The sequence below is a fragment of the Nostoc sp. JL33 genome (genome assembly GCF_017114985.1).
Classification (GTDB): domain Bacteria; phylum Cyanobacteriota; class Cyanobacteriia; order Cyanobacteriales; family Nostocaceae; genus Nostoc.
The window spans coordinates 1-26,869 of the sequence record NZ_JABXKP010000040.1 but is presented as its reverse complement, the minus strand read 5'-3'; the positions used below and the strand labels follow the sequence as shown (position 1 = coordinate 26,869).

The following is a 26,869-nucleotide window of genomic DNA, read 5'->3' as shown; positions in this document are numbered from 1 at the left end:
TGATTACAGAAGCCGACACTGTACTTGGTACTCCAAGTCAGTGTGGGTAGTTCACGTTCTAATTCTGTGCGTGTAAACATAAAATAGAGTTACCTCTTGAAAAAGTGGGAATCGGTGGGCAACAAGTTTCTCAGGCTAAGATGCCCACTGACTTAAGATTATCCACTGATATACATGTGGAGAATAATTTTATTTGTATTTCTACACAATGTCTAAAAATAAAGGTAATCCAGATAACTTAAAGCCATTCACCACAGACAGAGAGCGACCACTAACTGAATATCTACATTTGCGTGTCACCAAGGAAATGAAGGAAGAAGTGAAAGCTAAAGACGACCCTCCTGAGTTTTGCCGTCAAGCTATTCAAGAAAAGCTAGATAGAGAGAAGCTAGCGAAAAGTTGTTAAAGTAATAGTCCAAGAACTTTATATAAGAATAGATAACTAGTTGTCTTCCCATACCCCCTTTCCCCTTATCATGCAATGCCCCTTGCCTATCCACGCCGTCAACGGCAACTCGAAAGTTTAGTCCAAAAATTAGGTTTGTCGCTAGAAGCACCTATAAAGTGGGAACTGCTAGATTTAGCGCTAACTCATCCCACTGTTTCTGAATCGGCAAATTATGAACAGCTAGAGTTTGTTGGCGATGCAGTGGTGCGCCTGGTGTCGGCTGTTGTGTTATGGGAAAATTATCCCGATTGTCCAGTAGGGGATTTTGCGGCAATTCGTTCGGTGTTGGTGAGCGATCGCATCCTCGCCCAATTGGCTAGAGGTTATGGTTTGGAGTTATACTTACTAGTCGCTGGCAGTGCTACTGCTGATAAAGTTGGTCTAGAGTCACGACTGGCAGATGCTTTTGAAGCAGTTTTGGGTGCGCTTTACTTAAGCACTCAAAATCTGGAACTGATCCGCTCTTGGCTAGATCCCCATTTCCAACAACTAACCACAGAAATTCGCCTCGATCCTGCCAGACTTAATTACAAAGCTGCTCTCCAAGAATGGACTCAGGCACAATTTAAAGTTTTACCAGAGTATCGGGTTGTGGAAGTTAGTCAACCGCACCGCAATCAAGAACGTTTCCTGGCTGAAGTGTGGCTGCACGGAAACAAGCTAGGAGTTGGTAAGGGACGCTCAATCAAAACTGCTGAACAAGCCGCAGCCAAGGTAGCTTTTTTAGCAATTACTAATCCGGAAAAACCCTGAACCAAAAATACGGCTGATAAACTGATAATCAGGTCAGTGGTCATTTGTCCCTTGTCCCTTGTATACAAATAACTAATGACTAATGACAAATAACTAATGACAAACCAAATTAAAATAGCTGTCATCGGAGTTGGACGTTGGGGAGTGCATCTGCTGCGGAATTTCTTAGCACATCCCCAAGTAAATGTAGTTGCTGTAGTAGACCCTCATCCAGAACGATTAGCGGCAGTAAAGCAGCAGTTTAATTTAGATGAAAATGTCGTATTAACAACGCAGTGGGAGGATTTAAAGAAAGTGCCAGGGTTGACAGGGGTGGCGATCGCAACTCCAGCCACTACCCACTATGCTTTAATTAAAGACGCTCTCCAACAGGGATACCACGTTTTTGCAGAAAAACCCCTAACTCTCAACCCAGCAGAATGTCGAGAACTTTGCCACTTGGCAGACCAGCATCATTTAATACTCATGGTTGACCACACTTATTTATTTCACCCAGCAGTTGAGGGAGGAAAAACTGTAGTACAAGCGGGTAAATTAGGTGATTTGCGCTATGGTTACGCCACCCGTACCCATTTAGGGCCTGTCCGGCAAGATGTTGATGCACTGTGGGACTTAGCTATTCACGATATTGCTATCTTTAACGCTTGGCTGGGTCAGGTTCCTGTGAAAGTACAAGCAACGGGTACGGTGTGGCTACAGGGAGGTGAGGAGCAGGGGGAGATGAGGGAGCAGGGGGAGATGAGGGAGTTAATTACTATTTATTCCCCCTCATCCCCCTCATCCCCCTCATCTCAAGGTTTAGCTGATTTAGTATGGCTGACACTGACATACCCAGATGGCTTTCAAGTTTATATTCACCTGTGCTGGCTGAATCCTGATAAACAGCGACGGCTAGGGATTGTGGGCAGTCTTGGCAGCTTGATTTTTGATGAGATGTCACTATCATCACCTCTAACCCTACTGAGTGGGGAGTTTGAACAGCAGGGCAATCAATTTATTCCTGTGAATCAAAGGCAGATAGTGCTGGAATTAGAAACAGGCGAACCATTGCAAAGGGTTTGCTCGTCGTTTGTTGTCTCTATTCTCAACAATACTCCCTCAGAGGTTTCATCTGGCTGGGTAGGCACACAGTTAGTAGAAATTCTTGCTGCACTAACAGTATCTCTTAAGCAAGGCGGCAAACCTGTTTTTTTGAACAACTGCTCTCAACTGTAATTTTCCGTTAAATAAAACTTATCCAAAGTTTTCCCAACTATACCTTTATAAGCTAATGTACTTTTAATTTGCATAAACAGGGCGGGCAAGATGCCCACCCCACAAGAGTTTTACTTCCAGGTAATATGCAAGTTAAATGTCCAACAGCTTATTATAGTCCGCGAAGCTCTGAGAAGATGTTTGAAAAGTCCTCTTGTCGGTATCAAAGGTTTTAGATCCCTCTAAATCTCCCTTAAAAAGGGAGACTTTGATTCCGGTTCCCCCCTTTTTAAGGGGGGTTAGGGGGGATCAACAAGTGCCTAAAATCACAGTTAACTACTTTTCAAACAACCTCTGAAGTTCATCAACGGAGTTCAAAGGCTCGTTCACGAAGCTCTGAGGTTCATCAACGGAGTTGAAAGGCTCATTCACGAAGCTCTGAGGTTCATCAACGGAGTTCAAATCCTCATTCACGAAGCTCTGAGGTTCATCAACGGAGTTCAAAGGCTCGTTCACGAAGCTCTGAGGTTCATCAACGGAGTTGAAAGGCTCATTCACGAAGCTCTGAGGTTCATCAACGGAGTTCAAATCCTCATTCACGAAGCTCTGAGGTTCATCAACGGAGTTCAAAGGCTCGTTCACGAAGCTCTGAGGTTCATCAACGGAGTTCAAAGACTCGTGAACGAGTCTTTATCAAAAATTCATCCGGTTTTTAGCGATTTTCAGGTAAGTCCTGATAAAATCAGCTAACGTATAAGGATGATTATGCACAACCGTATATTTACTACTTTATTTTTAACTCTATCTCTGGCTACCATACCCCAATTTGTAGTTGCTCAAAACAATATTGAACAGCTATTTAAACAAGGCGATGCTGCCGAAACAGTTGGTAATAACTCCCAAGCGGAGACAATTTGGCGTAAAGTTTTACAAGTTGAACCCAATAATGGCAAAGCTTATAACAATTTGGGGAATGCTTTGCGGCGACAGGGGAAATTAGATGCAGCGTTAGCAGCTCACCAGAAAGCGTTACAACTCAATCCTAAGGATGCTGATGCTTACGTGGGTATAGGGAATGTGCTAAATGCTCAAGGGAAACAAGAGGAGGCGATCGCATTTTACAAGAAAGCTTTGCAACTTAACCCCAACTTAGCTACTGCTTACAAGGGTCTAGGTAATGTGCTGTATGAACAGAAAAAATTAGATGCAGCAGTTGCCGCCTTCCAAAAAGCGATTCAACTCAACCTTAACTATGCTGATGCTTACTACAATCTCGGCATTGTGCTGTATGAGCAAAAGAAATTAGATGCAGCAGTTGCCACCTACCGAAAAGCAATTCACCTTAGACCCAACTTTGTCATTGCTTACAACAATCTCGGCATTGCATTGAAACAACAGAATAAATTAGATGCCGCCGTCGCTGCCTACGAGAAAGCGATTCAACTCAACCCTAACGATGCTGAAGTTTACTACAATCTCGGCAATGTGTTGAAACAACAGAATAAATTAGATGCAGCAGTCACCGCCTATGAAAAAGCAATTCAACTCAACCTTAACTATGCTGATGCTTACTACAATCTCGGCATTGTGCTGTATGAGCAAAAGAAATTAGATCCAGCCATCGCCGCCTACCGAAAAGCGATTCGACTCAAACCTAACGAAGCTGATGTTTACAACAATCTCGGACTTGCACTCAAAGACCAGAATAAATTAGACGAAGCAATTGCTGCCTACCAAACAGCAATTAAACTCAGCCCCAATGCTACTACTTACTACAATCTCGGCATTGTGCTGTATGAGCAAAAGAAATTAGATGAAGCAGTTACTGCTTACCAAACAGCAATTAAACTCAAGCCTAACTATGCTGATGCTTACAACAATCTTGGCGTTGTGTTCGGAGATCAGAAGAAATTAGATCAAGCCGTCACCGCCTACGAAAAAGCGATTCAACTCAAGCCTAACTATGCTGATGCTTACTACAATCTCGGCATTGTGCTGTATAAGCAAAAGAAATTAGATCAAGCAGTTGCCGCTTTGCAAAAAGCAATTAAACTCAAGCCCAACTACGCTGATGCTTACAACAATCTCGGCGCTGTGTTCACAGACCAGAAGAAATTAGATCAAGCAGTTGCCGCTTTGCAAAAAGCGATTCAACTCAAGCCTAACTATTCTTATGCTTACAATAATCTTGGCATTGCACTGTTTAACCAGAAGAAAATAGATGCAGCGATCGCCGCCTTCCAAAAAGCCCGAACATTACCAGAAGATAATTCTGGAACTCCAGCTAGCGCTCATGCTGTCGCCGATAATAGTTTGGGTTATGCATTTCAACAGCAAGGGAAACTAAAAGAAGCCATTAAACAGTTTGACAAAGCAGAAGACCTTGACCCCAATTTTGTCTATTCGGGTAACAACTATAAAGAAGCAGAGCGGTTATTGACAGAGCAAGAGAATAAACTAGGTAGTGTAGAAGATGATCGCCAATGGTTGCCTAAAGATGATCCAAACGTACCCGTTAAGCGTTCTGTAGTACTTATCACTGCGGATTTTTCTTTTTCTAGTAGCCGTGAACGCCAGGGATTTGAGCGTGGTACTGGTATAGTTATTAAGCGAGAAGCCAACCGCACATTAATCCTCACTAATCGTCATGTGATTTTTGATGGCTATGAACAGGGTAAAAATATCCAAGTGGAATTTTTCAGTTCACCGCCATCAAACCGAGTGCGAATGCGGCGAGATGCCAAGCTGTTCAAAGTGACTACTATAGACGAACAACTCGATTTAGCTGTTTTGGAAGTTATCGGTAATCTGCCAGAAGATATTCAGCCCTTAACTATATTCCCAACTACAATCACCCCGAAAATGCCCATTCGGATTATCGGTCATTCTGCTGAAAGAGGTGAAGATAAATCTTGGTCTATGCAATTGGGACAGATTAGTAACTCTAACAACCAGCGATTAGAAATATCTCAAGCCGCACTCACACCTGGTTATTCTGGCAGTCCTGTAATTGACTCGCAAAATCAACTTTTAGGCATCGTCGTTACAAGAAAAGGAAAAGACCGAGATTTCGCTTATCCCATATCTGAGATTGAAAAAAAACTGCTTACCTGGAGCATTCGTTAAACAAGCTATGAATTATAAAATTATTCTTGCCAGCCTATTAATCCTCAGCGTTAGCCATCTTAAGGCTACTGCTTATTGTCCAGAAGGAAACCCCCAATCTACCGATTACATCCGCCGCAAATCACCCAACCGATGTGAAGGTATCAAAGAAGAATCCATAAGCGGGAATAGCTTGAGCTTAATTTCTATTGCTAGCGGCAACCTTGCCAGTTTCGGCAAAACTCTCACGCTACAAATTCCGCAAATAAATGGTGGAAAAAACCCTCAAGTAATAGTGAAATCATTGGACGATAATTATCACTATCAAATGGATGATTTGTTATTGTCTAACAAAGATTCGCGTTTCAGCTTTAGCTGGGATACTTACGTTCTCAGGGAAGCCAAAATACCAACAAAAAAACTCCGTGCATTGGCATCCTATAGCCTTGGTTCCCAACCTGTATATGTTCCAGTCATCCTGGGGCAAACTTCGGGTAAGTATGAGTTTGTCTTTTATTCCCAAGACAGAGTGAGATTTACCAATTTTGAAATCCTCTCCAAAGATGAAAAAGCAATCTATAGCGATTCCCGCAAGAATCCGAAAAAGGGTGAAACTATTTTTATTTGGGATGGACGCAACGCCCCAGCAGGGCGCTATGAACTGCACTACGTTGCTAAGATTGACCGAGGAAATGAACCTCCCGATCGCATTGAAAAGCGAATTATATTTGAACATAACCCAAATTGGTTGAAATAAATTATGGCATCTCGGCAAAAAGCCAAACAAAATTTTCCCAACTTCATCAATATTCGCCAATGGTTGAATTTTCTGAAAACATCTCTAGTTACTTTGTTTGTAGTAAGTATTTCAGCACTGAAGGGCTTACTACGAACTCTTTCAAACCATCAAAATGCATTGTTGGTGTTGCTGTTACTTTTATTATTGACTATCGTCACCTTTGCCGCTATTGTACCGGGTACTCATACATTTGAAGGTAATATCATTGCTCAAGAAATGACTTTTACCTATAACGGAGAAGAATCAAAACTCTTTCTTCAAAATATTAGCGGCATTAAAGAACTAGAAAATGATGGCAGACAAACCCTGACTTTCACAGGCGATTTTCAATGTGAAACTTGGCCAGAACTTAATCAGTTACACTCTTTAATAATCGACCTTAAAGATAACGATAGTAGATGGATTATTGTTCCAAATAATCTGCAAGCAACAACTGATAAAAACAATCTAATAACCCTAAATGAACTCCGGCTGCAACCCAATACAAAAGTAGCTGGATTAAGTTATGATTTCTTACGCACTCAACTTGATTTTTCCCTGCAATCTAACTCTAAATTAGACTTAAAAAACAACCAAAATACATTAGAAATAGATTTAGGTAAACAACCAATCAGGGTCATATTAGAAGGATATGAATTACCACCAGATTTAAAATTACCAAATCAACCAGATAAGCAAACACCACTAGAATTTATTGTTAATCCAGATAATCAACAATTTAACCTAAATATTGCGCCAAATACCAAATTTTATATTACCTTAGCCAAAGCTCCCAAATATGAATCAGAACAATGGTTTAGAGAAAAGATAGAAACCAAAGATGTGAAATTTCTAAATTTAGATATACCTGGTAAAGATGCCAGAGACGATTTAAAAAATTCTACTATTGTAGAAGGTAAAATCCGCATGGTAGGACAGGAACAGGAGATTAAGAAAAATCAGTTTCTCATGGGTGACAAACTTGATCCTATTAAAACTCCTTTAAACATTAAAGAAATACGCCATCTGGAAATTGTTCCCAAAAAGGGCATAGAAGCCCGCTTTTCTGGGAAAACTAAAGAGATTCAAATCGGTATAGATCCAGATTTCCCAGTTTCGAGAATACAGGGTAGCTGGTTAGATGGGGTTTTACCTCGTGATGCAATTATTGCGCTGTTCTCTTTTGGGGCTGCTACGGTTGCTAATCTTTTATCTTGGTTATTTAGTAACGCTTCTAAATCAGAGTCAAAACCGTAGCGATCGCGTTGTTGAATAATTCGGGGTGAAGCGATCGTCAAAAAGGGATTTTGCGGTAATTCGTTCGGTGTTGGTAAGCGATCGCATTCTCGCCCAATTAGCCAGAGAATATGGTTTGGAGGTATATTTACTAGTTGCTGGCAGTGCTACATTTGAGAAATGGACTTTTGACTAAATTACCTCTTGAAAGTCCCATTTGCACAAACTCCTCCTTTTGGAAGACTTACCAGGATAGTTTGTAGCGGCGAAAGACGAATCTCGCAAGTCTCCTTCCCAAGTACCAGCAGGGACTTCGGGAGCTTCTCCTTGTCTACCTCTGCTTTCAGAGACTTATTGATCCCCAAAGAGGAACTTCCCCCAGACTCCTGTAAGCTAGGGTAGCGACTTACTTTTGCCCCCTCATTTTCAGAGGAAAATCCCAGATCGCCGATATTTTCATCTTTCTTTGGAACAGCTAACAGCGAGATATCAATCAAAGGAATGGTAATCTTTAGTGTCGTACCTTGATGAAGTCCCGCACTCTCAAGAAAAATGCTGCCTCCCATGAGTTCGATTAAGTTTCGTGAAATCGCTAATCCCAGTCCAGTACCTTCAAACTGGCGGGTGGTTGTACCATTCACCATCACAAAGGGGCGAAATAGTTTGTGCTGTTGAGTTGGATCAATGCCTATACCTGTATCTTTGACAGCGACTACCACCTGAGATTTACCATTACTATACTGAAGTTCTGTACTAATGGTGATGCTTCCGGTGTCGGTGAACTTAGTGGCGTTGCCGATAACATTAATCAGCACCTGCTTGAGTTTTGCCGCGTCTGCCTTAATTGGTATCGCTTGGGCATCTAACTCACATTTCAACTGCAAGCCTTTTTGTTGAACATTAACTGATTGTAAATTAATCACCTCTAACAATATTTGTCGGAGGTCAATAGGTGTGCAGACGACTGAAAGCTTACCTGCTTCGATTTTAGAAATGTCGAGTAAATCATTAATAATACCTAGCAAGTGAATCGTTGTTTCGTCGGCACGTTTGAGGAACTCCATTTCTTCTTCCCGGTCATCACATAAGCCATCTTCAACCAGGCGAATACAGTTAATAATAATATTTAATGGGTTTCTCAATTCATGGGAAGTCGTAGCCAAAAACTGGCTTTTAATCTGGTTAGCGGTTTTTGCTTCTTTCCAAGCTATTTCCAGTTCTTCTGCCCCAGCTTTCAGCCGTTCTACCATTTGGTCTAATGCTTGGGCTAGTTGATTGAATTCCCGGATTTGAAAATTGTGCGGAACTGGTTGTGCGGCGTGGTGAGAATGAATATTGAGAGCGTAGTCTCGCAATTCTTCTACAGGACGTGCCAAGTAAGGAGCTAAATATAGCGATGCTAACAAACTTGCACCAATCAAACCAACTGTCAAAACGATGAGAATGAGTTTGATTTCCTCTAAACCAAAAAGCGCATTATCGACACTAGTAACAGCTAAGACTATCCATTTTTGTTGCTGCTGTTGGCTAAGTGGATTTGCAATAGCCGTATAGCCAGCTACTAATTCTTTCCCCTCTGTAAAAGACAAATTAACCGAATCATTTCGTCCCGCGATGCCTGCGGCGGGGTGCCCCAACGCATTTTTAATTATGCTCTTGAGTTGGGAAGCATTTGGGTGCTGATTGATATTAGTTCCCACCCATTCTGTGATTGGGTGCGCCAAAATTGTGCCATCTTCAGCAATCACTACCATCGCGCCTGTGAGCGATCCCGGTGGATTTATGGTTTGTTGGTACAATGCAGACTGAATACTTAAGCTGTAAACTGAATTTTTTCGGCTATCGGAGACTGGTGCAGATAACACTAATCGCAGTTGCTTTTGGGTGTTTCTTTTTCCAGTCATTCCTGCCTTTGGCGGAAAGATTGCCTTAACATCAATTCCGTCACTAGGCAAAGGCAATCTCAATTGTCCAATAGCTTGATCATCCCCACAGCTACTGGCAATTATTTTCTGGTTTAGGAGATTCGTTAATTGGATGCACTCAATGCTGGCTGGAAGTTGTTGCCTTAACTGCGTGAGAATTTCTTGCTCTTGTATAGGCGAACCCGACCTAATCACCGTTGTTTTACTTACACTCAGCAAATTAGCTTTTAAGATGGCGATCGCATCTCCAATTCTCTCCCCTTTACTGATGGAACTTTCTGTTAAATTTTGACGTGCAGTTCGCAATATGCTAGAACGTGCCTTATTCAAGGCAACAATCTCGCCTATAAGTAAAACTGGGACGAACAGCAGCAAGATTCTCGTTACTAAAATTCGACGAAATGAAGATTGGCGGGAATTAGCCATCGAGTGTCTCACTTTGCATCTGCAAACCACAACAGCAAAGATATTTAATTAGACGAGCTTGATGAGACATTTTATTAAATTATCAGAATTTTATTTTCAATGTTTAAAAATAACAAATTGCTATAATTCAAAAAGAAACGTGGGATACCAAAAGTCATATATGCTAAATGTAGAAGTCCTAGATATAGAAGCGATTTGTGTTGCATATGAATACAGTGGTGAAATTGTAAAACAGTAGCTTGCAGGTATAGTTTTTTTGAGAATCTATACAGTAACAAATAAATAATAAAACTATCAAATCAATTAATGTTGCAACATCGTCCTCATACTACAGTTGTTTTAGCAATGAGTGCAGATGGCAAGATAGCAGATTTTAGGCGATCGCCTGCTCGGTTTGGCTCAAGGGTTGATAAAGCACACTTAGAAAAACAAATCGCTGCTGCTGATGCGGTTTTACTCGGTGCTGGTACTATCCGTGCCTACGGAACAACACTTACCGTAACAGATCCAACTCTATTGCAACTTCGGGCACAAGCAGGGAAGCCTCCGCAGGCAGTCCATATAGTGACTACACGCTCTGCAAACCTCAATCCGGAAATTCACTTTTTTAAGCAACCAGTTAGACGCTGGTTACTCACGACAATAGCGGGAGCACTTTCATGGAAAGGACGGTTACAGACACTTCCCTCAACTCTGGGAACCGGAGCACAAGAGTGCCCTCCAGAATTTGAGCAGATTCTGGTTTTTGAAACACCAACGCGAGAAATTGACATTCCCGCAGCTTTGAAGCATCTAGCCACTCTACATATAACACGCTTGGTGATCTTGGGTGGAGGTGAATTAGTCGCTTCCTTGCTGGGATTAGATTTAATTGATGAATTATGGCTGACTGTCTGCCCGCTAATTTTAGGCGGTAATACTGCACCCACACCTGTCGAAGGGAAAGGATTTTTAGCCGATTTGGCTCCTAAGTTGCAACTTCTAGAAGTTCATACAGTTGAGCAAGAAGTGTTTTTGCACTATCGCCTGCAACGACCAGCAGATTAGATTACGCTAAGTAAAGTATTTATTGGGCATTGGGCATTGAGCATTGAGCATTAATTATTCTTCCCCTGCCCCCTGCCTCCCCACTCCCCACTCCCTACTCCCTACTCCTCTAAAAAGTGGAACAACTTAAGCCTCGCTATTCTGTCGTTTGGACGAACAAAATCGCTGAAGTACCCCAAAATGCCTGGAATGCTTTGGCAATGCCACTCAAAACGCCGTTTTTAGAATGGGAGTGGCTGAATAATATCGAAACCTCTCAAAGTGCTACGGCTAAAACTGGTTGGTTGCCAAATCACTTGACATTGTGGCGAGATAGAACGCTGATTGCTGCTGCGCCACTTTATCTTAAAGGACATAGTTCTGGTGAATTTGTTTTCGATCACCAATGGGCAGAGTTAGCCGATCGCATCGGAGTCCAATATTACCCAAAATTGCTGGGAATGACACCATTTACTCCGGCTGAAGGTTATCGGTTCTTAATCGCCCCAGGAGAAGATGAAGATGAAATCACAGCGATGATGGTGCATGAAATTGACACTTTTTGCACCAAAAATCGGATTTCTGGATGTCATTTTCTCTATGTCGATCCCCAATGGCGTCCGATGCTGGAGCGGCATGGCTTTACAACTTGGCTGCACCACAGCTACGTCTGGGAAAATGCTGGTTTTAAAACTTTTGATGATTACTTGAAAGTGTTTAACGCCAATCAGCGCCGCAATATTAAGCGGGAACGCAAAGCTGTGGAGAAAGCAGGTTTACGATTGCAACCGCTAAGTGGTGATCAAATTCCTCAGTCTTTGTTTCCTTTGATGCACCGGTTCTATGCAGACACCTGTGATAAGTTTGGCTGGTGGGGTAGCAAATATCTCACACAGAGATTTTTTGAGCAGCTATACACCGATTATCGCCATCGAGTCTTGTTTATTGCTGCATATAGCGAGGAAGATAACTCTCATCCTTTAGGAATGTCCTTTTGTTTGTTTAAAGATGACAAACTCTATGGACGCTATTGGGGGAGTTTTCAAGAAATAGATTGCTTACATTTTGATGCTTGTTATTATGCACCAATTGAGTGGGCGATCGCTAACGGCATCCAAATTTTTGACCCTGGCGCAGGTGGGCGTCACAAAAAACGCCGTGGTTTCCCGGCTATGCCAAATCACAGTCTGCACCGCTTTTACAATAATCGTTTAGGACAAATTATCCGTCCCTATATAAAGGAAGTGAATCAACTCGAACAGCAGCAGATTGAGGCAATTAATGCAGAGTTGCCATTTAGTGAGAAAAATGCTTGAGGAAAAGGAAGTACTTTCGTAACATCACTGCGTAAGTCCTAATAAGTTCAGGAAAATATTTATGGAGCGTGTGAATCGTGATGAGTTGATTATGAAGATATGCTGCTGGGGAAAGAAACTTTTCTGGAGTCAAATTGGACGTAGATTTGTCGGGGATTGACCTGAGTGGTGCTGACTTGACTGGGAATAATATGGAGGAGTTCTATCTTGCTCGTACTATTTTGAAGGCAGTTAGTTTGGTTAATGCCAAGTTGTTTGAAGCCTGTCTGAATAGTGCCGATTTGACCGAGGCCGATCTTAGAGGAGCAGACTTGCGACGTGCCAGTATCAATGTTGCTAACCTGACTAATGCCGATCTTAGAGGAGCGAGATTTCACAACACTAGGTTCCATAAGGCTAATTTAATCGGGGCTAACTTGAGCGGAACTGATTTGGGGGGATGCGACTTCTGGGAAGCTAACTTGACTGGAGCCAATTTGGAAGGATCTAGTCTGCGTCGCACTACTTTTCGTAACACCATCATGCCAGATGGCACTATTCGGAATAGTTGAGTCTAATTCTCTGATTTGCTTTTAAGTAAAAGGAATCAAAAATATCTGAAAGATATCAACAAGACTAAGGAAGATAGGAATTACACTTGATCTAGAGTGTAAAAACCCTCAAGAAAGAAAATTTCTTTTTATAATGCTTATGGATTTAATAGTTGAAGATTTAGCGGCAATTGATGATAAACTTTCCCAGCGTCATATTGACCTTGATCCCGGTGGATATTTCATTATTTACTTGGATCGAGACGCAGGGTTAATTTATGCCAAGCATTTTACAAATGTAATTGACGATCGCGGTTTAGCTGTCGATCCAGAAACGGGAAAGGTAATTCCGGCGCGAAAAAAAGTAGAACGAACTCACACGACAGTTTTTAGCGCGAGGACGGCGAAAGAACTTTGCGTGAAGATTTTTGAAGAAACTCAGCCCACTCCTTTAACTCAATTAGATCATGCAGCTTATTTGGGTCGAGAATTTGTCCGGGCTGAGGTGGCTTTACTCACAGGACAAGAGTATGTTCAAGATTAAAGTTAGGAGTGAGGAGTTAAAAGTTAAGAGTTAGAAATTCATAACTCCCCACTCCCCACTCCCCACTCCCCACTCCCATTAGCCATTAGATGATGGCTGATTTATCTGATAGATGTAGTAAGTCGCCATTGGGATAACGGTGGCGGCAATTAACAATCCTACTACCCAAGCAGTAGCGTTACCTTGGTCGGTTTCTTCTGCTTTCTTGAAGGTGCCTTCTACCTGTACATTATCAGTTATTTTGGGTGGCCCTGGATCGGCTTTGCCAGAGAGGACGGCGACAAGGCGATCGCTGGCATCTAGAAATGCTTGGTTGTATTTGTCACCATTGCGTAACGGCACACTTACTGTTTCAGTAGCTACACTCTCGGCAATAGAGTCAGTGAGAATTGGCTTGACTTGATCCCCAGTAATAATCGCAGTACCATTGGTAACTGTATCAAGAACCAATAAAGTTTGATTAGCTTGGGCTGCTTTTGTCGGAAACCATTTTTCAAACAGTTCTTTAGTAAAACTTTCTGGCGTTTCACCGTAGTCGAGGCGGCGAACAGTGACAATTCTTACTTCCTTCTCTGTTTGCTTTGCCAAATCCTTAAAAGCGCTGCTAATCTTACCTTCATTCAGACGGCTGATGACTTCACCTTGATCCAAAACCCAGGTGTCATTCCCTGCTGTCAGGTTGGGTATTTGATACACACCTGTGGCTAAAGCAGGTGCGGCAAGCAGCGAAGTTGCTAAAATAATCGTCACCAAAGGTAGAATTAGCCGGATGAGGCGTTTTTGACTGCTAAATACTTGTTTGAGGAGCTGTTTCATCGTGTAAACCTTAAGACAAACTTGCACCAAAAATACTACGGAAACACTGTAAAAATCACCTCGTTCCCGGTTTTCTAGAGTATGAAGTTTCTGCTACTGCCAATCTGCAAGTAGCTTTTCCTGTTGTACCCATTCATGGGTGATATCTGCATTTTTCTGATATTTTAGCTAAATCTATATCAATATAATATATACATGACCATAATTTTAACTAACGACGACGGCATTGATGCCCCCGGTATCCAAGCTCTGCTCAAAGCTGTAAACGGCAAAAATGCTATTATCGCTGCTCCTGTCGATCCTCAGTCTGGCTGTGGACATCAAGTTACTACGACTCGTGCCATCAACCTCCAGCGACGTTCTGAGACTGAGTATGCGATCGCAGGTACTCCCGCCGATTGTGTGAGGATTGCAATAACACAAATCACCGCAGATGTCAACTTTATACTTTCAGGTATCAACGCTGGGGGCAACTTAGGAGTCGATGCCTACATTTCTGGCACAGTTGCCGCCGTGCGGGAAGCCGCAATGCACGGTATTCCTGGAGTTGCCATTTCCCAGTATCGCAAAGCCAAGCAGAATTTTGATTGGGATCTGGCCGCCAAATTCACAGCTGAAGTTTTAGCAGACTTACTCAAGCGTCCCCTAGAACCGGGAAGCTTTTGGAATGTGAACTTGCCGCATCTGCAACCAGGAGAATCAGATCCTGATCTGGTGTTTTGCCAACCCTGCACCAAACCTTTGCCCGTGAACTATCGAATTGAAGGCGATGATTTTTATTATGTAGGAGAATATGGCAAACGCGATCGCACTCCTGGTAGCGATGTGGATGTATGTTTTTCCGGTAACATCGCGGTAACTCAGTTAAGGGTTTAACCGAGTAATTCATAATTTATAATTCATAATTCATAATTAAAGAATGGGTACGTAATTATGAATTATTTTGACATTCAGTTAACAATGACAATTGAATCCAAAATCCACAATTGCGACTATTGATCTAATGCTTGAATTAGGGATATAAACCGATCTAGAGTTTGTGTCAGTTGGTTGAGTTTTTGCAGTGAATCATGCTGAGATTCAGCAAGAGTCTGTACCGCATCACACAACGCGACAATTTGATAGCCTTGCTGTTGCACCTGGTGTCCCTGTGCTTCGACTTGGATGCTGAGAGTGTCCAATCTTTCTGCAAGACGTTCAATTGTCTCAGTCGTAGAGAGTACTGCTTCCCCAATTTGCTCAACAATAGATTCCAAGCGATTTATTTTTACTTCGACTCCTGCAGAAATCATTTCTTTCCATCCTAATTTTGAGAGAGCATCTTAGTAAAATTCCTAATACCAATTGAAATAATTAATCTCAGTACAAACATTAGATAACACTATCATTTCCAGGATATGTGTGATGAGAGTTTTTTGATGCTACTACCCAATGTTGTGTTTAGCTACTTATATAGCAATTGTCGTATCCTGCGGGTACTCCGTTGGAGAACTCGTAGAGTAGCCGCTACGCGTCTATGGATGCAACACCGCTATAGGTAATTAATTGATTGCAATTTTTAATCAAGATTCTTAACCCTATACTACATATCTAAAATGATTAGTCACCCCTCTTAAGATATAGTTAATAAAAATTAGCTTCAATTTATAGAAAGTTGTACTTGCCAAAAACTTAACCCCAATTAAGTAAACCTATAGTTAAAATTAATACTTTTAATTAGGCTAAGTTTCTAGTCTAATTAAGTTCCAGCAATTATATTCTTGTTGCTTACATTTGGCTCGACAATTCCCTAAACACTAGTAACAAACATTTCTCTAAGTGTGATTTATCGAAAGTAGGAATTGCAATTTACCACTTGTACTTCAGTACAGTCGAAATTTAAGCATTACTTGGACTTTCGGTAAAACTTGTAACACTATTAATCTTATGGCTATTATTAGTGCGATCGCGATTAAAATTGCTGATGCACTTACAATTTTCAAGGCTTTGAAATCTGTTAAAGTTTCAGTAGCTCTGAACACTAATTTAAAAAAAAGGAGAAAAATATGCAGTTTCTCAAAATTGTTCTTGTCGCTCTCGTATTGATGGTGAATCTGGTAATTGCTCAACCCTCTTGGGCAGGCAAGGATTTTACTAAGGGGGCTGACTATGCTGAGGTAACTCAGGCGCTCAATCAACTTCTAACTGTAAAGGATACACCTGAGCAAGCTGGCTATACACCTGAGCAATTCCAGCAGCGACTGGCACAATTGCAGTTTCAGAAAAATGTCATAGAAACAGCTAGAAAACGGGCACAGTGCCGTAATGAAACTGGAAAAACGTTGGCTGTCTATGCCAATAAACCAAAAAAATCTCCAACCCAACTCTACTTCCTGGGCGCAGGAAAAATCACAGATGATGATTGGGATTGCGATGGCATTTACTTACCCGCAGGTTCTCAAGTAGTTCTAGGCCCGAACGCTCAATCACAACAACTGACTCAACCAATCGCCGTCAAGTTTGTCGATGGTACACAGTCTATTGCTAGAACCAATCCAGCCACTGGTGTAATTGAATTGAATGTTGAACCTGCCAAAGTATTTAAAGCGGGTGAGAGTAGCTGGTTGCTCCCGACTTTTTCCCAAGCAGATATCGATACCCAAATCCCCACCCCACAACTCATTGACTAATTTCATCTAGATAATTCAACTTTTATGCACTTCCAGCATAAAAGTTGAACTAAAGCAATAGGATATCTAAAGGAAAATCTTCAACCATTGAACAATCAACTTTTAATTAAAGAAAAATTACAAGCCACGCTTGAGAAGATTCAAATCAAGAGTGATGGCTCTCCTGTTACTGATTTGAAGCTAGATAAAACCTTAGCCGAAGAAATTGAACAATTGACGACGGAACTAGAGAGTGTCAACCCCAATCTCCATCCTCTTCTCAACGCTACTTCTTTGCTGGAGGGAACTTGGCAACTACAATACTCCACAGCCAGAGAAATCCGTTCTTTAATTTCTCTCCCATTGGGATTAAAGCTGGGTAAAGTTTATCAAGTGATTGATGTTGCAAATAAATTGTTTTTCAATCTAGCTAAAGTTAAACATTCTCTGAGGCTAGTTTCAGGATATGTGAAAGTGACAGCTAGCTTTGAGCCAGCCAAAGAAGATTTAGAGCCTCTAGCGAACAAACGCATCAACGTTTATTTTGACAAACGCTACCTATCAATTGAGAAGATTTTTGGTATTAATACCCCCCAACTCAACCCATTTAAGGTAGTCCCAGCTAATAATCCTACTAGCAGAACTGCCACACTTGACATTACCTACTTAGATGAAACCTTAAGAATTGGACGTGGAGGAGATGGAAGCTTATTCATTCTTAGTAAATCCAATGATTTACCTGACTTCACTTCCTCAATTTGAAATTGATCGCGCCGCCGAATTAATATGACTCCCTCAATAATGTATCTTTACACCAAAGTAAAACCAGGTTCTGCGATGGTAGAGCTTAAAAGGTTAAATTTAAAGGTAGGTGATGGTATAGAAGGAGATATTAATGCCGATCCTATAAGTCCCAGACAAGTTTTAATTGTTAGGTATGAAAATATTTTAGACTTATCAATTAACCCAGGAGAATTGCGAGAAAATATTGTGGTTACGGGTATAGAATTTGATAATTTTATCCCTGGATCTTTGCTAACTTTTGAAAGTGGTGCGGCAATTCGTCTAACTTTTCACTGCGAACCGTGTAAGCGGATAGCCCACTTGGTAGAATCATTAAAAAGTATCCAAGGTAAAAGAGGAATTTTAGGCGTAGTTATTAAATCAGGTAAAATCCAGGTTGGTAGTAATTTTCAGGTTCAAGCTCATAAATTTCCAGGATTATCTGAAAATCCCTATGAACGATTCCTAAATTTTATCATCAAAATTCCCAGTGGGAAAGTAGTTACATATAAACAGATAATCAAAGGTATAGGAGTAGATAATAGCTATCTAAGAGCTATTCCTACATACCTGAAAAAAACCTCGGCGGCTGATTATCCGGTACATAGAATATTAGATTCTAGAGGTTATTTGATCACCTATGTTAACCAACAAAAAAGCAATTTGGAAACTGAAGGAGTTAAGGTTTTATCTGAGGCAGATTTATTGAGAAATTTAAACAAAACTTTTGTAGATATTAAAGATTATCTATGGCAAGATGACACCATATATCTAGAATAGATAGGGAGCATCCCAATGAGTGTAAAATCTAATAATCTTGCGTCATTGCGTTCGTGTAGCGTATCGTAATCACATATTAAATAAGCGAAAATACTTCATTTTATCAAGATAATCACTGATTTTTTATTTGTTTAGATGTAGCTTGCATAAAGTCGGGAAAAACTTTTATAATCTGATGGATTCCCTCGCTACCTCCTGCAATTAAACCTCCTGTCAAGAATGCATCTAAACAACGAAAAATAACTACTTGTATGCGATTATCTAAATCAATAACTACAAGTGGCTCGATTGAGCGAATACCTATTGCGCTAATTAAAAGACCGAATAAAAGGGATGTCCATAAAGCAATTGTTCGCGTATCAGATTTATAGGCTATTCTTTGGCGCTCTTTTTCATTTATACCATCAGTTTGTGGCTTGAACATTTTTAATGATTCTTGTTGATTTTGTGTAAAGTTTTGGATGATTTGCTGTTCTAAACTCATTCCTTCAGGCGGTAGTCCGCTAATTTGATTTGATTCCAAAGGAGGAAACTGTTTCTGTTGGGCTTCCATAAGTTTTATATCCTCAGAGATTAGAGCCTTTTCTTGCTGAATACTAATATCTAATTGCTCGATAAATGGGCCACGCCAAGTAGTTATAAAAACTTCTAAAGAACGCTCTAACAATAAAGATATAAATAACTGTAATGTGAGTAGCTGGATAATATCATTAAAGCCAAATGGTTTTAAAACGAATGGTTTAGATGATAACCAAGTTGACAAAGTTACTACTAGAAAACTAATAATGATTAATAGAACAAATAGAGGAGATTCTGGAGAAAGCTTTCGCAACGTATCTATACTCCTGTTTCGCGTCACAATATCTAACACAGCCTGGAGGTGAAAACTACACCTGCTGAGTAACTTAACAAGGTTAATTTGATAGAACAGTAAATAATTTATTACCTGACCCTTTTTTTCAGGAGTGTGATATGGTATGCGACTGTAGAAGCGATGTTTTCAACGGGCTACGCCTACGCACAGGATAATCTAATGGTTCGTGATAAAACTATTGTTATACAAGCATTCCAGAAGTAAACGCTAGGCTTCAAATGCACCGCGCGAAGCTACTGTGTATGGGGCGATCGCGCTTTCTCCCCCGCTTTCCTCTAAGAGAAATGTGAAAAGGTGCGTTGCGGAAAGGGAGGCGACGCAAGAACAAGCAGCAACTGTAGCACCAACTAAAACCTCTCCAAGGTTGAACTGGTACAATCCAATTTAGTTTGCTGATTCGTGAACCTAGCTAACTTAAACAGCAAACCCAGGTGCGATCGCGATTAGCTGGTGTGCTTCTATTTGATGCACCAACAAGCGACTATGCCACAGTGGACAATATTTTGTACTCTGATATCTAATGGTAAAGCTGTCATGCTTCAAAAATACAATATTTTGCGATCGCACCACATGTGCGGAATGCGGGTTACTATGCTAAATCCAAATTATCAGAGAACCGTTGAGGAACTGCGTAAGTTAGCCTCTATGTTTTGGCCTTCAGAATTATCTAGACAAGAAGCTGAACTTAGCATCATTTTGTAGTTTTTTAAAGGAATATTTTTTGTAAAAACAAGTAAGCCTAAGTAATATATAAAACTTGGGGATAAAAGTAACTTGATATCTATGCATAAAATTCGGTTTGTGGATTTATTTTCAGGAATAGGGGGAATTAGATTAGCCTTTGAACAGGCGGCTGATTCTTTAAATATAGAAAGTGAATGTGTTTTCAGCAGCGAAATCAATACAGATGCTCAATTAGTTTATGAAAAAAACTTTGCTCAAAAAGCTTTAGGTGACATTCGATTAATTGATCAACTACCAGAACATGAATTTTTATTAGCTGGGTTTCCTTGCCAGTCTTTTTCTCATGCTGGTAAAAAAGAAGGGTTTGTCGATACGCGAGGCACACTATTTTTTGAAATAACAAGATTACTCGATACCTATAAACCACAAGCTTTTATTTTTGAAAATGTCCGAGGGCTTTATAGTCATGATCAAGGGCGAACCTTAGCAACAATTAAGCATGAAATTCAAAAAAGAGGTTATAGTTTTCATGCTTTTTTACTCAACAGTGCAAACTTTGGCTTACCGCAAAATCGTGTCCGCATTTATCTGGTAGGAATTTTAGATGCTTCTCCCACTTTTGAATTGATTTCTGACGTAGGGCCTAAAGACTCGCATTCATATAATCCTCAGCAGTTATCTTTGTTTTATCCACTAAAAAAATCTGTGGCTGTTGCCGACATTTTGGAAAGTAATCCAGATGAAAAGTATGATTGTTCATCAAAGTTCGTCAATGCGTTGAAACGAATATTTAATAATGATTTAAATCGCTTACATGGTATAAGGCTGATTGATTATCGAGGTGGAAACTCTATTCATTCCTGGGATTTAGGATTGCGTGGCGAGTGTAGTGCTGAGGAAATTGAACTAATGAACCGTTTCATATTAAAGAGACGGAATAAAGAATTTGGACAAGAACAAGATGGCAAACTATTAACTCAAGAGCAAATAGCTAGTTTTTTTGAACATCCCAATTTAGGGGAAATTTTGAATTCACTAGTTACAAAAAAATATCTAAAACTTATTAATGATAAATATAAACCTCTATCGGGCAACTTTTCATTTGAAGTTTATAAGTTTGTAGATCCAAATAAAATTTCGGTAACGTTGGTTGCTAGTGATGCTAATAGATTGGGAGTTTACCACAATCAGAGAGTGCGGCGACTCACTCCGCGAGAAGCTGCAAGGCTGCAAGGTTTTCCTGATAGCTTTATACTTCATCCCAATGATGATAAATCTTACCATCAACTAGGAAATTCTGTGAGTATTAATGTAGTCAAAGCTGTGGCTCAGGAAGTGATTATAAAAACCTTATATTCTACTCAAGAAAGAATAGATAAATCTAAGCTTACACTTTGCCAAGCCTATGTTTCGCGAAAGGACACATCTTCATAAACATCCGTTAGGGAACAGGCAAAGTTTAAACTGATTAATTGTAATTGTTGATTTCCTTTATAACTATATAAAACCCATCTTCCCTCAGTATTGCGACGAAAACAATCAACGCGCTGGCGGGTTTGACTAATTAAGACGTATTCTTGAAATGTTTCTAATTCTTGATAGTCAATAAATTTATCGCCTCTGTCAAAAGCTTCCGTGGATGCAGAAAGAACCTCAATAATTAAACAGGGATAACGTTTAAAATATTCAAATTTTATATCTCTTTGGTCGCAAGTAACCAGGAGATCAGGATAATAGAAAACATTTAATGAATCAATGCGAGCTTTCATATCTGTAGCGTAAAGGCGACAATCTGTACCGCGAACATGATTTCTCAAGAGGGCAATGAGATTAGTCGTAATTGTCACATGGGCATCACTTGCTCCTGACATTGCATAGATTTGCCCTTGAATATATTCGTGTTTATTCAGGCTGGATTTTTCAGCTTCCAGGTATGCTTCTGGAGAAAGATAGGGGTGAAATTGGCTAAGAGTCATAAGCAATTTAAAATTCACTGAATAAACAGAACAATATTTTTGGCAATCAATATCAATCTTCTGCCCGCAATAACCAAAAGCCGCTATAAGTCATCCCGGAATCATCGGGCTGGACTAACAAAAAATGCAATCCTTGACTTTGCTGTTTGCGTTGTTCAAATGCTTGTGCTGCTGTTGTAACTTCTGAATCTTCAAAAGTGGCAACAATCCATCTATCGACTAAACCAGCTTCTAATATCAAGCCGTCTGGTGCGCCAGATATGTAGTTTAAGGCTACAGGGCGGGCTTGCTGTAACCACCGTGCTAGGCGCATCGATTGCCGTCCACCATAAATTACTACACCAGGGACGGGTACTGTTGACGCCAAACCCAAATTGATCGGCTTCAAAAATTCTGGTATGTGCAAAATAGGAATGGGGCGATCGCTAAATCTCGTTTCCACATCACTAGCTGCTAGAGTCGCAAAACGCCATTGTTCTCCCCAGAGGTTTTCTGATAATGGTGCTGGGGGTGGTTTATCCAGCGTTGAGGGATACTGCTTTTCTTGTAACCATTGCTTCAACGCCAAAGTGTGGCGGGTAGGTTCGACATTTATACTTAAATTGCGTCCAGCTACCTCAATTAAACTTAGAGACTGAGGACGAAATACCTGAATCACATCCGGCAATTTTTCACCTGCGGCTAATTCAAGTTGAGCAGCAACCCAATTAGAATTTGCTGCTGACTGGAGACAGGTAGCTTCATATTTAAAGCTGCAAGTTGCGTCACAAATCAACAATTCCCATAAAATTTGTCCAGATGCATCTGGGAACGGACGACGATAAAAATCAGCCTGCCAAATTTTCATAAGTGGTTTTCATAAGTGGGAAGTAAGGCATTCGTGAGAGGTTAAGATAAAATGCCTTTTATCAATCAGTTAAAATACTCAAAATAGTCTTAATAAGAATGATAATCGGCTATAAATAGAGGGGGATGAGGCGAACGTCGCTCGCCTCATCCCCCTCTATTTAATTATTATTATGCTTTTGGTAAAATACTGGTAACATTTTAAACAGATAAGTCTGATTAACAATTCGGGGCCTATCTTTTTCTACCATAGATTGCTACACTCTTTGCCAATCAAGTATTTCAAAAAACTATTTCCAACCTACCACCCTTTTCTAAATCTTTTGCTGAAGGCGAATAACAGACCCACCATCCCGGAGCCGAGAACACCAAGTGATGAGTCAGGTTCTGGAACCACTGCCGTTTCCTGTGGCTTTGTGTCGCAGGTGCTGGAGACCTTGTTGGTATCCATCGTCACGGCACCATTTTGCGCCAAGGCTCTACCGCACTCAATGTTTACGCCAGTAGTCAGGGTGATGCTCGTGAGCGCTAGAATATTTCCCTTGAACTGAGTGTAGGTTCCGAGAGTCGCGGAGCTGCCGATCTGGAAAAACACATTGGCAGCTTCACCGTTGGTCGTGACAACAGACGAGTAGCTTGCGGTGGTGAGGGTGCTGGCTATCTGGAAAACGAAGAGCGCATTCGGGTCGCCTAGATTGTCGAGCGTGAGTTTTCCTGTCAACTGAGCCGATGAGCTAAAAGAATAGACCCCAGGTGTGAGCGTCATTCCACCCAGATCCAGACCAGTCAACTCCTTAGTGGGACTCAAGGCTGCTAAATAATTGTACGCACTTGCGTTATCCAGTTGAGCCTGAGCCGCAACTGCATCAGATGTGAATATCCCTCCGTTCACGACCCCGACCGCTGGAGAAAAGCCAGTAGCTGAAGAACCTGCGTTGACACCCAGAGATTGCGTGATGAGGGACTTGCCGGTATTAGTCACCGTCGAGCCACCCAAGACCCCGAAGTTATCCGCCGTTCCCAGCAGAGAAGCGGCTTTTGCTGGAGCTTGAAAACTGGAGAATGCCACGATTCCCAAGAGTATCGCATACTTATAGTTCATTTTGAACATTTAATTTTTAAGTGTTATCACTTATTGGTAGACTGTCTTAACAAATACAAGTGTGCTTGATCTCAAAGAAAAAAATTGTGTTTTATTTAACCTTTACGCAATCTTTAGGGTTGTATAAAGGCGGGATGAATTTGCACTTGACAAAGACCGAAGTAGTCAGCCCCAACTCAACTCTTCTCTACGAGAGGCTACGCCAAGGAGAGGCTGCGCCAAGGAGACGCTGTTCGCGTTCGGGGAAGTCGCGCATTCACGCATTCACTCATTCAAAAATTTACCAAGCCCATAAATAAATTTAGTTGCTCTGAGTCAATTGACGTAGTATTTCTTGGACTACGTGTCACTACATACATATTTTTTATTTTCCATAAATAAATTTAGGGGCTTGTACCTTTGTATTTCTGATCAAGCATTGCTGGCAGAAGCTTTAAAGAAGTCGGAAGTCGTTCAAAGAAGTACAGTTTTGTCACGGGGATTTAGCGCAAAGTCGGAGCGCCGGTTTCCGGCGATCTGAACTTTGTAAGAGAGAACAAGACTTACATACTTACGGCTTGTCAGAAGCCGGCGACTTAAACCCGCCGAAGTTTGTTAAATGATTTATTTGAAAAATATGGGAGTCGCTTATGACAAAGGTTAAGCTGATGACCCGATTAAATACTTTGCCGCCCCGGAGAATCAAGACTTAGGCGTGGTTAAATATCTGTGAAAGCCAGTCTCTAAACTGGATTTTTGAACCTCACACGACTTTTAGTCGTGTGAGGTTCAATGATTCTGACGCCTCGGCGGAGGGTCTTCGGCTTTGCTTGTGAATTCTGACTTCTGAATTCTTCTTCAAAAAGCCTGAATCCATTCTTTAACAGAATATTCAGTCCAGATGCCATTTTTCCAGTAGGGGTCATTTTCAATCAACTGGCGCACAGTGGCTTCCTCTTCGGCTTCATAAATCCCAAAAACTTTTGTAACATCTTTGGTGGGGCCAATAGTAATCAGCACACCGGATTCTTTTTGTTTTGCTAATCCGTCTAAATGAGCTTGACGGTGGGGGGCGCGTTTTTCAAGAACGTCTTCGCAGTAAGTTCCCCAGAGTACATATTTAGGCATAATTGCTTGTTACTTCTACTGGTTAATAAAGGGGTTATAGCGGTTCCCAATTGCAATGGAATACAAGACCTAACAAGAACAGCCCCTTAAGAGCTAGCGTTGGGGAGTAAGATTCAAAGCCTCTCTCCTTTTAGGAGCTACGGTGTACACACAAGTCTGAAATAGCTGATTAACCAAGGTTTTACCCCACCCTAACCCGGACCTTAGAAAGGGGAGGGAACTAGATTTCTTGTTTCCCCCCTTAATAAGGGGGGATTAAGGGGGGTAATTCGACTTGTGTGTACACCGTAGCCTAAAAGGAGAGAGGAATGTAAATGAGGCCAAAACTGCACTGCACCCAAGTGAGAACCGCTATATTACCATGCCAAACTCAAAATTTAGGCTCTAAAAATTTAGGCTCTATATGTTGCCTCAACCAATCACGAAAACTAGCATGATAAACACTATAATAGATTTCTGCTGCTATTGATTCTAAATGTAAAAACTCTCGCCACTTGTCTAAAATTACCTTGATTTCATATTCATCTGCATCTAATGTTTCTGCGATCGCTTCTATTGATATTGGTTGCTCTTGAACTAAGATATTTAACACCTGCAAAGCCATTGGTTGCTGTTTACTGGTTGCTAAATTCATTTTTTCTAAGTGATTTTGGTAATAGAGTTGTAAATTTTGGGGGTAAATATCCTCATTAATAGCTGTTAAGATTTCTTTAACATACATAAAATTGGTTTCATCATCAAAACCTTGTGTCATGTTGAGCGAAACATCTCCAGGATTCTTCTGTTCGCTAAGGCTACCCACCCTGCGGGTTCGCCTTTGGCGTTCTCGTTCGCGTAGCGTCTCCGTCAGGAGAAGAGTAGCCGCAGAAGCGTCTACAGAATGAGATGATTCATTTAAATAATTTTTAATATATTCCTGGATATCAGCGCGATTTTGTTCAGGGTAATTTGATAAATCTAAAGATTGGGCTGGTGTTTCAATTAATAAACCTGATTTTTCTTTCAAATAAGGACGACGACTAAGGACAAAATAAACTTTTTCGGGTAGATAACGGGGTAAATAAAATATATTTGAGCCGCGTGGTTGATTGTTGATATCAATTCTATCGCAGCCATCTATAGTAATAATTAAACGTTGTTTTGGATGCAATCTACCACTGATTTGTTGCAGTAATAACGATAAAAAACCACTGTCTTCTGTGGTAGAGTCAGAAAAGTTAGCGCTGAGATTGTTTCGACTCTGCCCTTCGGCTACGGTTCCATCGAGCGAAGCCGAGATGCTCAGGACAGGCTCAACACTAATTTTAATACCTTGATTTTGGGCGATTTCTATTAATTGAGTGCAAATCGTCGTCAGAAATTCCTCAAAGCGGTTTTTACCTGTAATTTCGACATTGTAATAAACAATTCCCGGATTTTGGCTGACATAATGGGCAAGAATGGCACTTTTACCAATGCCAGGATCGCCGATAATAGTAAAGTAGCCCCGGTCAGATTGATTGAGAAATTTGTTGATAGCAGCAAAAACAAATTCACGACCGACAAAGTTTTGATTTTTAGCGGTAATGATTTGCTGAAATTCTAGGGGATATCTGGGGATATTGATCGGATTTTCAGCGATCGGTTTCATTTTTTTAACCTCCTTCTAAATGAAGGAAATGAACACGCCCTGACTGTTCTCCTGCTACAATTGTCAATCCATCTGGGGAAACTGCACAGCAATATATAGGACTATCACCAATAAAAGTAGAGATTTCCTTACCTGTGTACAAATCCCACACTTTCAGGGTCTTGTCATCTGAACCAGAAACGGCTGTTTTTCCATCTGGGGCGATCGCTACTGCTAATACCAAGGAGTTATGACCAGTCAGGGTAGAGATTTCCTTTCCGGTCTGCAAATCCCACACTTTCAGGGTGTTGTCATCTGAACCAGAAACGGCTGTTTTTCCATCTGGGGCGATCGCTACTGCTA

The 26,869-nt window shown here is 41.0% G+C and carries 28 protein-coding genes and 1 pseudogene; 17 read left to right on the top strand and 12 right to left on the bottom strand.

Features of this window, described 5'->3' with window-relative positions:
• Positions 1-208: 208 nt before the first annotated feature.
• The 3 genes from HWQ23_RS11005 to HWQ23_RS10995 all read left to right on the top strand — a co-directional run bounded on the left by HWQ23_RS11005 (position 209) and on the right by HWQ23_RS10995 (position 2,416).
• Complete coding sequence (locus HWQ23_RS11005; RefSeq protein WP_292827720.1) at positions 209-406, top strand: hypothetical protein; 198 nt, start codon at positions 209-211, stop codon at positions 404-406.
• 75 nt (positions 407-481) lie between these two features.
• A complete protein-coding gene (gene rnc, locus HWQ23_RS11000) occupies positions 482-1,201 on the top strand; it encodes a ribonuclease III (RefSeq protein WP_292827717.1) in 720 nt (239 codons plus the stop codon).
• A gap of 96 nt (positions 1,202-1,297) precedes the next feature.
• On the top strand, positions 1,298-2,416 hold the full coding sequence (locus HWQ23_RS10995; protein ID WP_292827714.1) for a Gfo/Idh/MocA family protein: 1,119 nt from the start codon (positions 1,298-1,300) through the stop codon (positions 2,414-2,416).
• Positions 2,417-2,731: 315 nt separating this feature from the next.
• Here the strand turns inward: HWQ23_RS10995 and HWQ23_RS10990 are convergent, their stop codons facing one another.
• Positions 2,732-3,067, bottom strand: coding sequence for a hypothetical protein (locus HWQ23_RS10990; protein WP_292827711.1), 336 nt, complete (start codon positions 3,065-3,067; stop codon positions 2,732-2,734).
• Between the two features lie 93 nt (positions 3,068-3,160).
• Here HWQ23_RS10990 and HWQ23_RS10985 point away from each other — a divergent pair, with 93 nt between their 5' ends.
• The 4 genes and pseudogenes from HWQ23_RS10985 to HWQ23_RS10970 all read left to right on the top strand — a co-directional run.
• Positions 3,161-5,521 (top strand): tetratricopeptide repeat protein, encoded by a 2,361-nt coding sequence (locus tag HWQ23_RS10985; protein ID WP_292827708.1) that lies wholly within the window; start codon positions 3,161-3,163, stop codon positions 5,519-5,521.
• 7 nt (positions 5,522-5,528) lie between these two features.
• Positions 5,529-6,257, top strand: coding sequence for a hypothetical protein (locus HWQ23_RS10980; RefSeq protein WP_292827705.1), 729 nt, complete (start codon positions 5,529-5,531; stop codon positions 6,255-6,257).
• A gap of 3 nt (positions 6,258-6,260) precedes the next feature.
• A complete protein-coding gene (locus tag HWQ23_RS10975; RefSeq protein WP_292827702.1) occupies positions 6,261-7,535 on the top strand; it encodes a hypothetical protein in 1,275 nt (424 codons plus the stop codon).
• Between the two features lie 46 nt (positions 7,536-7,581).
• Positions 7,582-7,695, top strand: a pseudogene (locus HWQ23_RS10970) (ribonuclease III); the annotation flags it as partial.
• Between the two features lie 16 nt (positions 7,696-7,711).
• On the opposite strand, the gene HWQ23_RS10965 reads toward HWQ23_RS10970, so the two are convergent.
• The gene (locus HWQ23_RS10965; RefSeq protein WP_292827699.1) at positions 7,712-9,865 is read right to left on the bottom strand and encodes an ATP-binding protein; all 2,154 of its coding nucleotides are present in this window, start codon (positions 9,863-9,865) and stop codon (positions 7,712-7,714) included.
• A gap of 306 nt (positions 9,866-10,171) precedes the next feature.
• Here HWQ23_RS10965 and HWQ23_RS10960 point away from each other — a divergent pair, with 306 nt between their 5' ends.
• The 4 genes from HWQ23_RS10960 (at position 10,172) to HWQ23_RS10945 (ending at position 13,281) form a co-directional block, all read left to right on the top strand.
• On the top strand, positions 10,172-10,912 hold the full coding sequence (locus HWQ23_RS10960) for a RibD family protein (RefSeq protein ID WP_292827696.1): 741 nt from the start codon (positions 10,172-10,174) through the stop codon (positions 10,910-10,912).
• Positions 10,913-11,028: 116 nt separating this feature from the next.
• Positions 11,029-12,207, top strand: coding sequence for a GNAT family N-acetyltransferase (locus HWQ23_RS10955; protein WP_292827694.1), 1,179 nt, complete (start codon positions 11,029-11,031; stop codon positions 12,205-12,207).
• Between the two features lie 134 nt (positions 12,208-12,341).
• Positions 12,342-12,758: a pentapeptide repeat-containing protein gene (locus tag HWQ23_RS10950; RefSeq protein WP_292827691.1), complete on the top strand. Its 417-nt coding sequence runs from the start codon at positions 12,342-12,344 to the stop codon at positions 12,756-12,758.
• A gap of 139 nt (positions 12,759-12,897) precedes the next feature.
• Positions 12,898-13,281 carry a DUF4346 domain-containing protein gene (locus tag HWQ23_RS10945; RefSeq protein ID WP_292827688.1) on the top strand — a complete coding sequence of 128 codons (384 nt, stop codon included), beginning with the start codon at positions 12,898-12,900 and terminating at the stop codon, positions 13,279-13,281.
• A 78-nt stretch (positions 13,282-13,359) separates the two neighbouring features.
• Here the strand turns inward: HWQ23_RS10945 and psb32 are convergent, their stop codons facing one another.
• A complete protein-coding gene (psb32, locus tag HWQ23_RS10940; RefSeq protein ID WP_292827686.1) occupies positions 13,360-14,097 on the bottom strand; it encodes a photosystem II repair protein Psb32 in 738 nt (245 codons plus the stop codon).
• Positions 14,098-14,292: 195 nt separating this feature from the next.
• Between psb32 and surE the strand changes: the two genes are divergently transcribed.
• Entirely contained in the window at positions 14,293-14,973 is a 681-nt protein-coding gene (gene surE / locus HWQ23_RS10935; RefSeq protein ID WP_292827683.1) for a 5'/3'-nucleotidase SurE, read from the top strand.
• 116 nt (positions 14,974-15,089) lie between these two features.
• Here surE and HWQ23_RS10930 read toward each other — a convergent pair whose 3' ends face one another.
• A complete protein-coding gene (locus tag HWQ23_RS10930; protein WP_292827680.1) occupies positions 15,090-15,389 on the bottom strand; it encodes a hypothetical protein in 300 nt (99 codons plus the stop codon).
• A gap of 753 nt (positions 15,390-16,142) precedes the next feature.
• Between HWQ23_RS10930 and HWQ23_RS10925 the strand changes: the two genes are divergently transcribed.
• From HWQ23_RS10925 to HWQ23_RS10915, 3 genes are all read left to right on the top strand, one after another.
• Positions 16,143-16,766: a hypothetical protein gene (locus HWQ23_RS10925; RefSeq protein WP_292827677.1), complete on the top strand. Its 624-nt coding sequence runs from the start codon at positions 16,143-16,145 to the stop codon at positions 16,764-16,766.
• 87 nt (positions 16,767-16,853) lie between these two features.
• A complete protein-coding gene (locus tag HWQ23_RS10920) occupies positions 16,854-17,507 on the top strand; it encodes a PAP/fibrillin family protein (RefSeq protein WP_292827674.1) in 654 nt (217 codons plus the stop codon).
• 75 nt (positions 17,508-17,582) lie between these two features.
• Positions 17,583-18,308 carry an MGMT family protein gene (locus HWQ23_RS10915; protein WP_292827671.1) on the top strand — a complete coding sequence of 242 codons (726 nt, stop codon included), beginning with the start codon at positions 17,583-17,585 and terminating at the stop codon, positions 18,306-18,308.
• A gap of 112 nt (positions 18,309-18,420) precedes the next feature.
• On the opposite strand, the gene HWQ23_RS10910 is transcribed toward HWQ23_RS10915, so the two are convergent.
• Positions 18,421-19,071 (bottom strand): hypothetical protein, encoded by a 651-nt coding sequence (locus HWQ23_RS10910; protein ID WP_292827668.1) that lies wholly within the window; start codon positions 19,069-19,071, stop codon positions 18,421-18,423.
• A gap of 318 nt (positions 19,072-19,389) precedes the next feature.
• Positions 19,390-19,560 (bottom strand): hypothetical protein, encoded by a 171-nt coding sequence (locus tag HWQ23_RS10905; RefSeq protein WP_292827665.1) that lies wholly within the window; start codon positions 19,558-19,560, stop codon positions 19,390-19,392.
• A gap of 105 nt (positions 19,561-19,665) precedes the next feature.
• Here HWQ23_RS10905 and HWQ23_RS10900 point away from each other — a divergent pair, with 105 nt between their 5' ends.
• Both HWQ23_RS10900 and dcm read left to right on the top strand, forming a co-directional pair.
• Entirely contained in the window at positions 19,666-19,884 is a 219-nt protein-coding gene (locus tag HWQ23_RS10900; protein WP_292827662.1) for a hypothetical protein, read from the top strand.
• Between the two features lie 81 nt (positions 19,885-19,965).
• Entirely contained in the window at positions 19,966-21,300 is a 1,335-nt protein-coding gene (gene dcm / locus HWQ23_RS10895; RefSeq protein WP_292827659.1) for a DNA (cytosine-5-)-methyltransferase, read from the top strand.
• Here dcm and HWQ23_RS10890 read toward each other — a convergent pair.
• The 6 genes from HWQ23_RS10890 to HWQ23_RS10865 form a co-directional block, all read right to left on the bottom strand.
• Entirely contained in the window at positions 21,270-21,842 is a 573-nt protein-coding gene (locus tag HWQ23_RS10890) for a Uma2 family endonuclease (protein ID WP_292827656.1), read from the bottom strand. The genes dcm and HWQ23_RS10890 overlap by 31 nt on opposite strands.
• Before the next feature lie 52 nt (positions 21,843-21,894).
• A complete protein-coding gene (locus HWQ23_RS10885; RefSeq protein WP_292827653.1) occupies positions 21,895-22,689 on the bottom strand; it encodes a Tab2/Atab2 family RNA-binding protein in 795 nt (264 codons plus the stop codon).
• A gap of 300 nt (positions 22,690-22,989) precedes the next feature.
• Positions 22,990-23,790: an ice-binding family protein gene (locus HWQ23_RS10880; protein ID WP_292827650.1), complete on the bottom strand. Its 801-nt coding sequence runs from the start codon at positions 23,788-23,790 to the stop codon at positions 22,990-22,992.
• An 837-nt stretch (positions 23,791-24,627) separates the two neighbouring features.
• Complete coding sequence (locus HWQ23_RS10875; RefSeq protein WP_292827647.1) at positions 24,628-24,897, bottom strand: YciI family protein; 270 nt, start codon at positions 24,895-24,897, stop codon at positions 24,628-24,630.
• Between the two features lie 370 nt (positions 24,898-25,267).
• Positions 25,268-26,527: an ATP-binding protein gene (locus HWQ23_RS10870; RefSeq protein WP_292827645.1), complete on the bottom strand. Its 1,260-nt coding sequence runs from the start codon at positions 26,525-26,527 to the stop codon at positions 25,268-25,270.
• Positions 26,528-26,531: 4 nt separating this feature from the next.
• A partial coding sequence (locus tag HWQ23_RS10865; protein WP_472850394.1) for a WD40 repeat domain-containing protein occupies positions 26,532-26,869 on the bottom strand: 338 nt, incomplete at its 5' end.

Bases quoted from the DNA above. Each gene is read 5' to 3' on its own strand.
- HWQ23_RS11005 (WP_292827720.1), top strand. From the start codon at position 209: ATGTCTAAAAATAAAGGTAATCCAGATAACTTAAAGCCATTCACCACA.
- rnc (WP_292827717.1), top strand. From the start codon at position 482: ATGCCCCTTGCCTATCCACGCCGTCAACGGCAACTCGAAAGTTTAGTC.
- HWQ23_RS10995 (WP_292827714.1), top strand. From the start codon at position 1,298: ATGACAAACCAAATTAAAATAGCTGTCATCGGAGTTGGACGTTGGGGA.
- HWQ23_RS10985 (WP_292827708.1), top strand. From the start codon at position 3,161: ATGCACAACCGTATATTTACTACTTTATTTTTAACTCTATCTCTGGCT.
- HWQ23_RS10980 (WP_292827705.1), top strand. From the start codon at position 5,529: ATGAATTATAAAATTATTCTTGCCAGCCTATTAATCCTCAGCGTTAGC.
- HWQ23_RS10975 (WP_292827702.1), top strand. From the start codon at position 6,261: ATGGCATCTCGGCAAAAAGCCAAACAAAATTTTCCCAACTTCATCAAT.
- HWQ23_RS10965 (WP_292827699.1), bottom strand. From the start codon at position 9,865: ATGGCTAATTCCCGCCAATCTTCATTTCGTCGAATTTTAGTAACGAGA.
- HWQ23_RS10960 (WP_292827696.1), top strand. From the start codon at position 10,172: ATGTTGCAACATCGTCCTCATACTACAGTTGTTTTAGCAATGAGTGCA.
- HWQ23_RS10945 (WP_292827688.1), top strand. From the start codon at position 12,898: ATGGATTTAATAGTTGAAGATTTAGCGGCAATTGATGATAAACTTTCC.
- psb32 (WP_292827686.1), bottom strand. From the start codon at position 14,097: ATGAAACAGCTCCTCAAACAAGTATTTAGCAGTCAAAAACGCCTCATC.
- surE (WP_292827683.1), top strand. From the start codon at position 14,293: ATGACCATAATTTTAACTAACGACGACGGCATTGATGCCCCCGGTATC.
- HWQ23_RS10930 (WP_292827680.1), bottom strand. From the start codon at position 15,389: ATGATTTCTGCAGGAGTCGAAGTAAAAATAAATCGCTTGGAATCTATT.
- HWQ23_RS10925 (WP_292827677.1), top strand. From the start codon at position 16,143: ATGCAGTTTCTCAAAATTGTTCTTGTCGCTCTCGTATTGATGGTGAAT.
- HWQ23_RS10915 (WP_292827671.1), top strand. From the start codon at position 17,583: ATGGTAGAGCTTAAAAGGTTAAATTTAAAGGTAGGTGATGGTATAGAA.
- HWQ23_RS10900 (WP_292827662.1), top strand. From the start codon at position 19,666: ATGCCACAGTGGACAATATTTTGTACTCTGATATCTAATGGTAAAGCT.
- dcm (WP_292827659.1), top strand. From the start codon at position 19,966: ATGCATAAAATTCGGTTTGTGGATTTATTTTCAGGAATAGGGGGAATT.
- HWQ23_RS10890 (WP_292827656.1), bottom strand. From the start codon at position 21,842: ATGACTCTTAGCCAATTTCACCCCTATCTTTCTCCAGAAGCATACCTG.
- HWQ23_RS10885 (WP_292827653.1), bottom strand. From the start codon at position 22,689: ATGAAAATTTGGCAGGCTGATTTTTATCGTCGTCCGTTCCCAGATGCA.
- HWQ23_RS10880 (WP_292827650.1), bottom strand. From the start codon at position 23,790: ATGAACTATAAGTATGCGATACTCTTGGGAATCGTGGCATTCTCCAGT.
- HWQ23_RS10875 (WP_292827647.1), bottom strand. From the start codon at position 24,897: ATGCCTAAATATGTACTCTGGGGAACTTACTGCGAAGACGTTCTTGAA.
- HWQ23_RS10870 (WP_292827645.1), bottom strand. From the start codon at position 26,527: ATGAAACCGATCGCTGAAAATCCGATCAATATCCCCAGATATCCCCTA.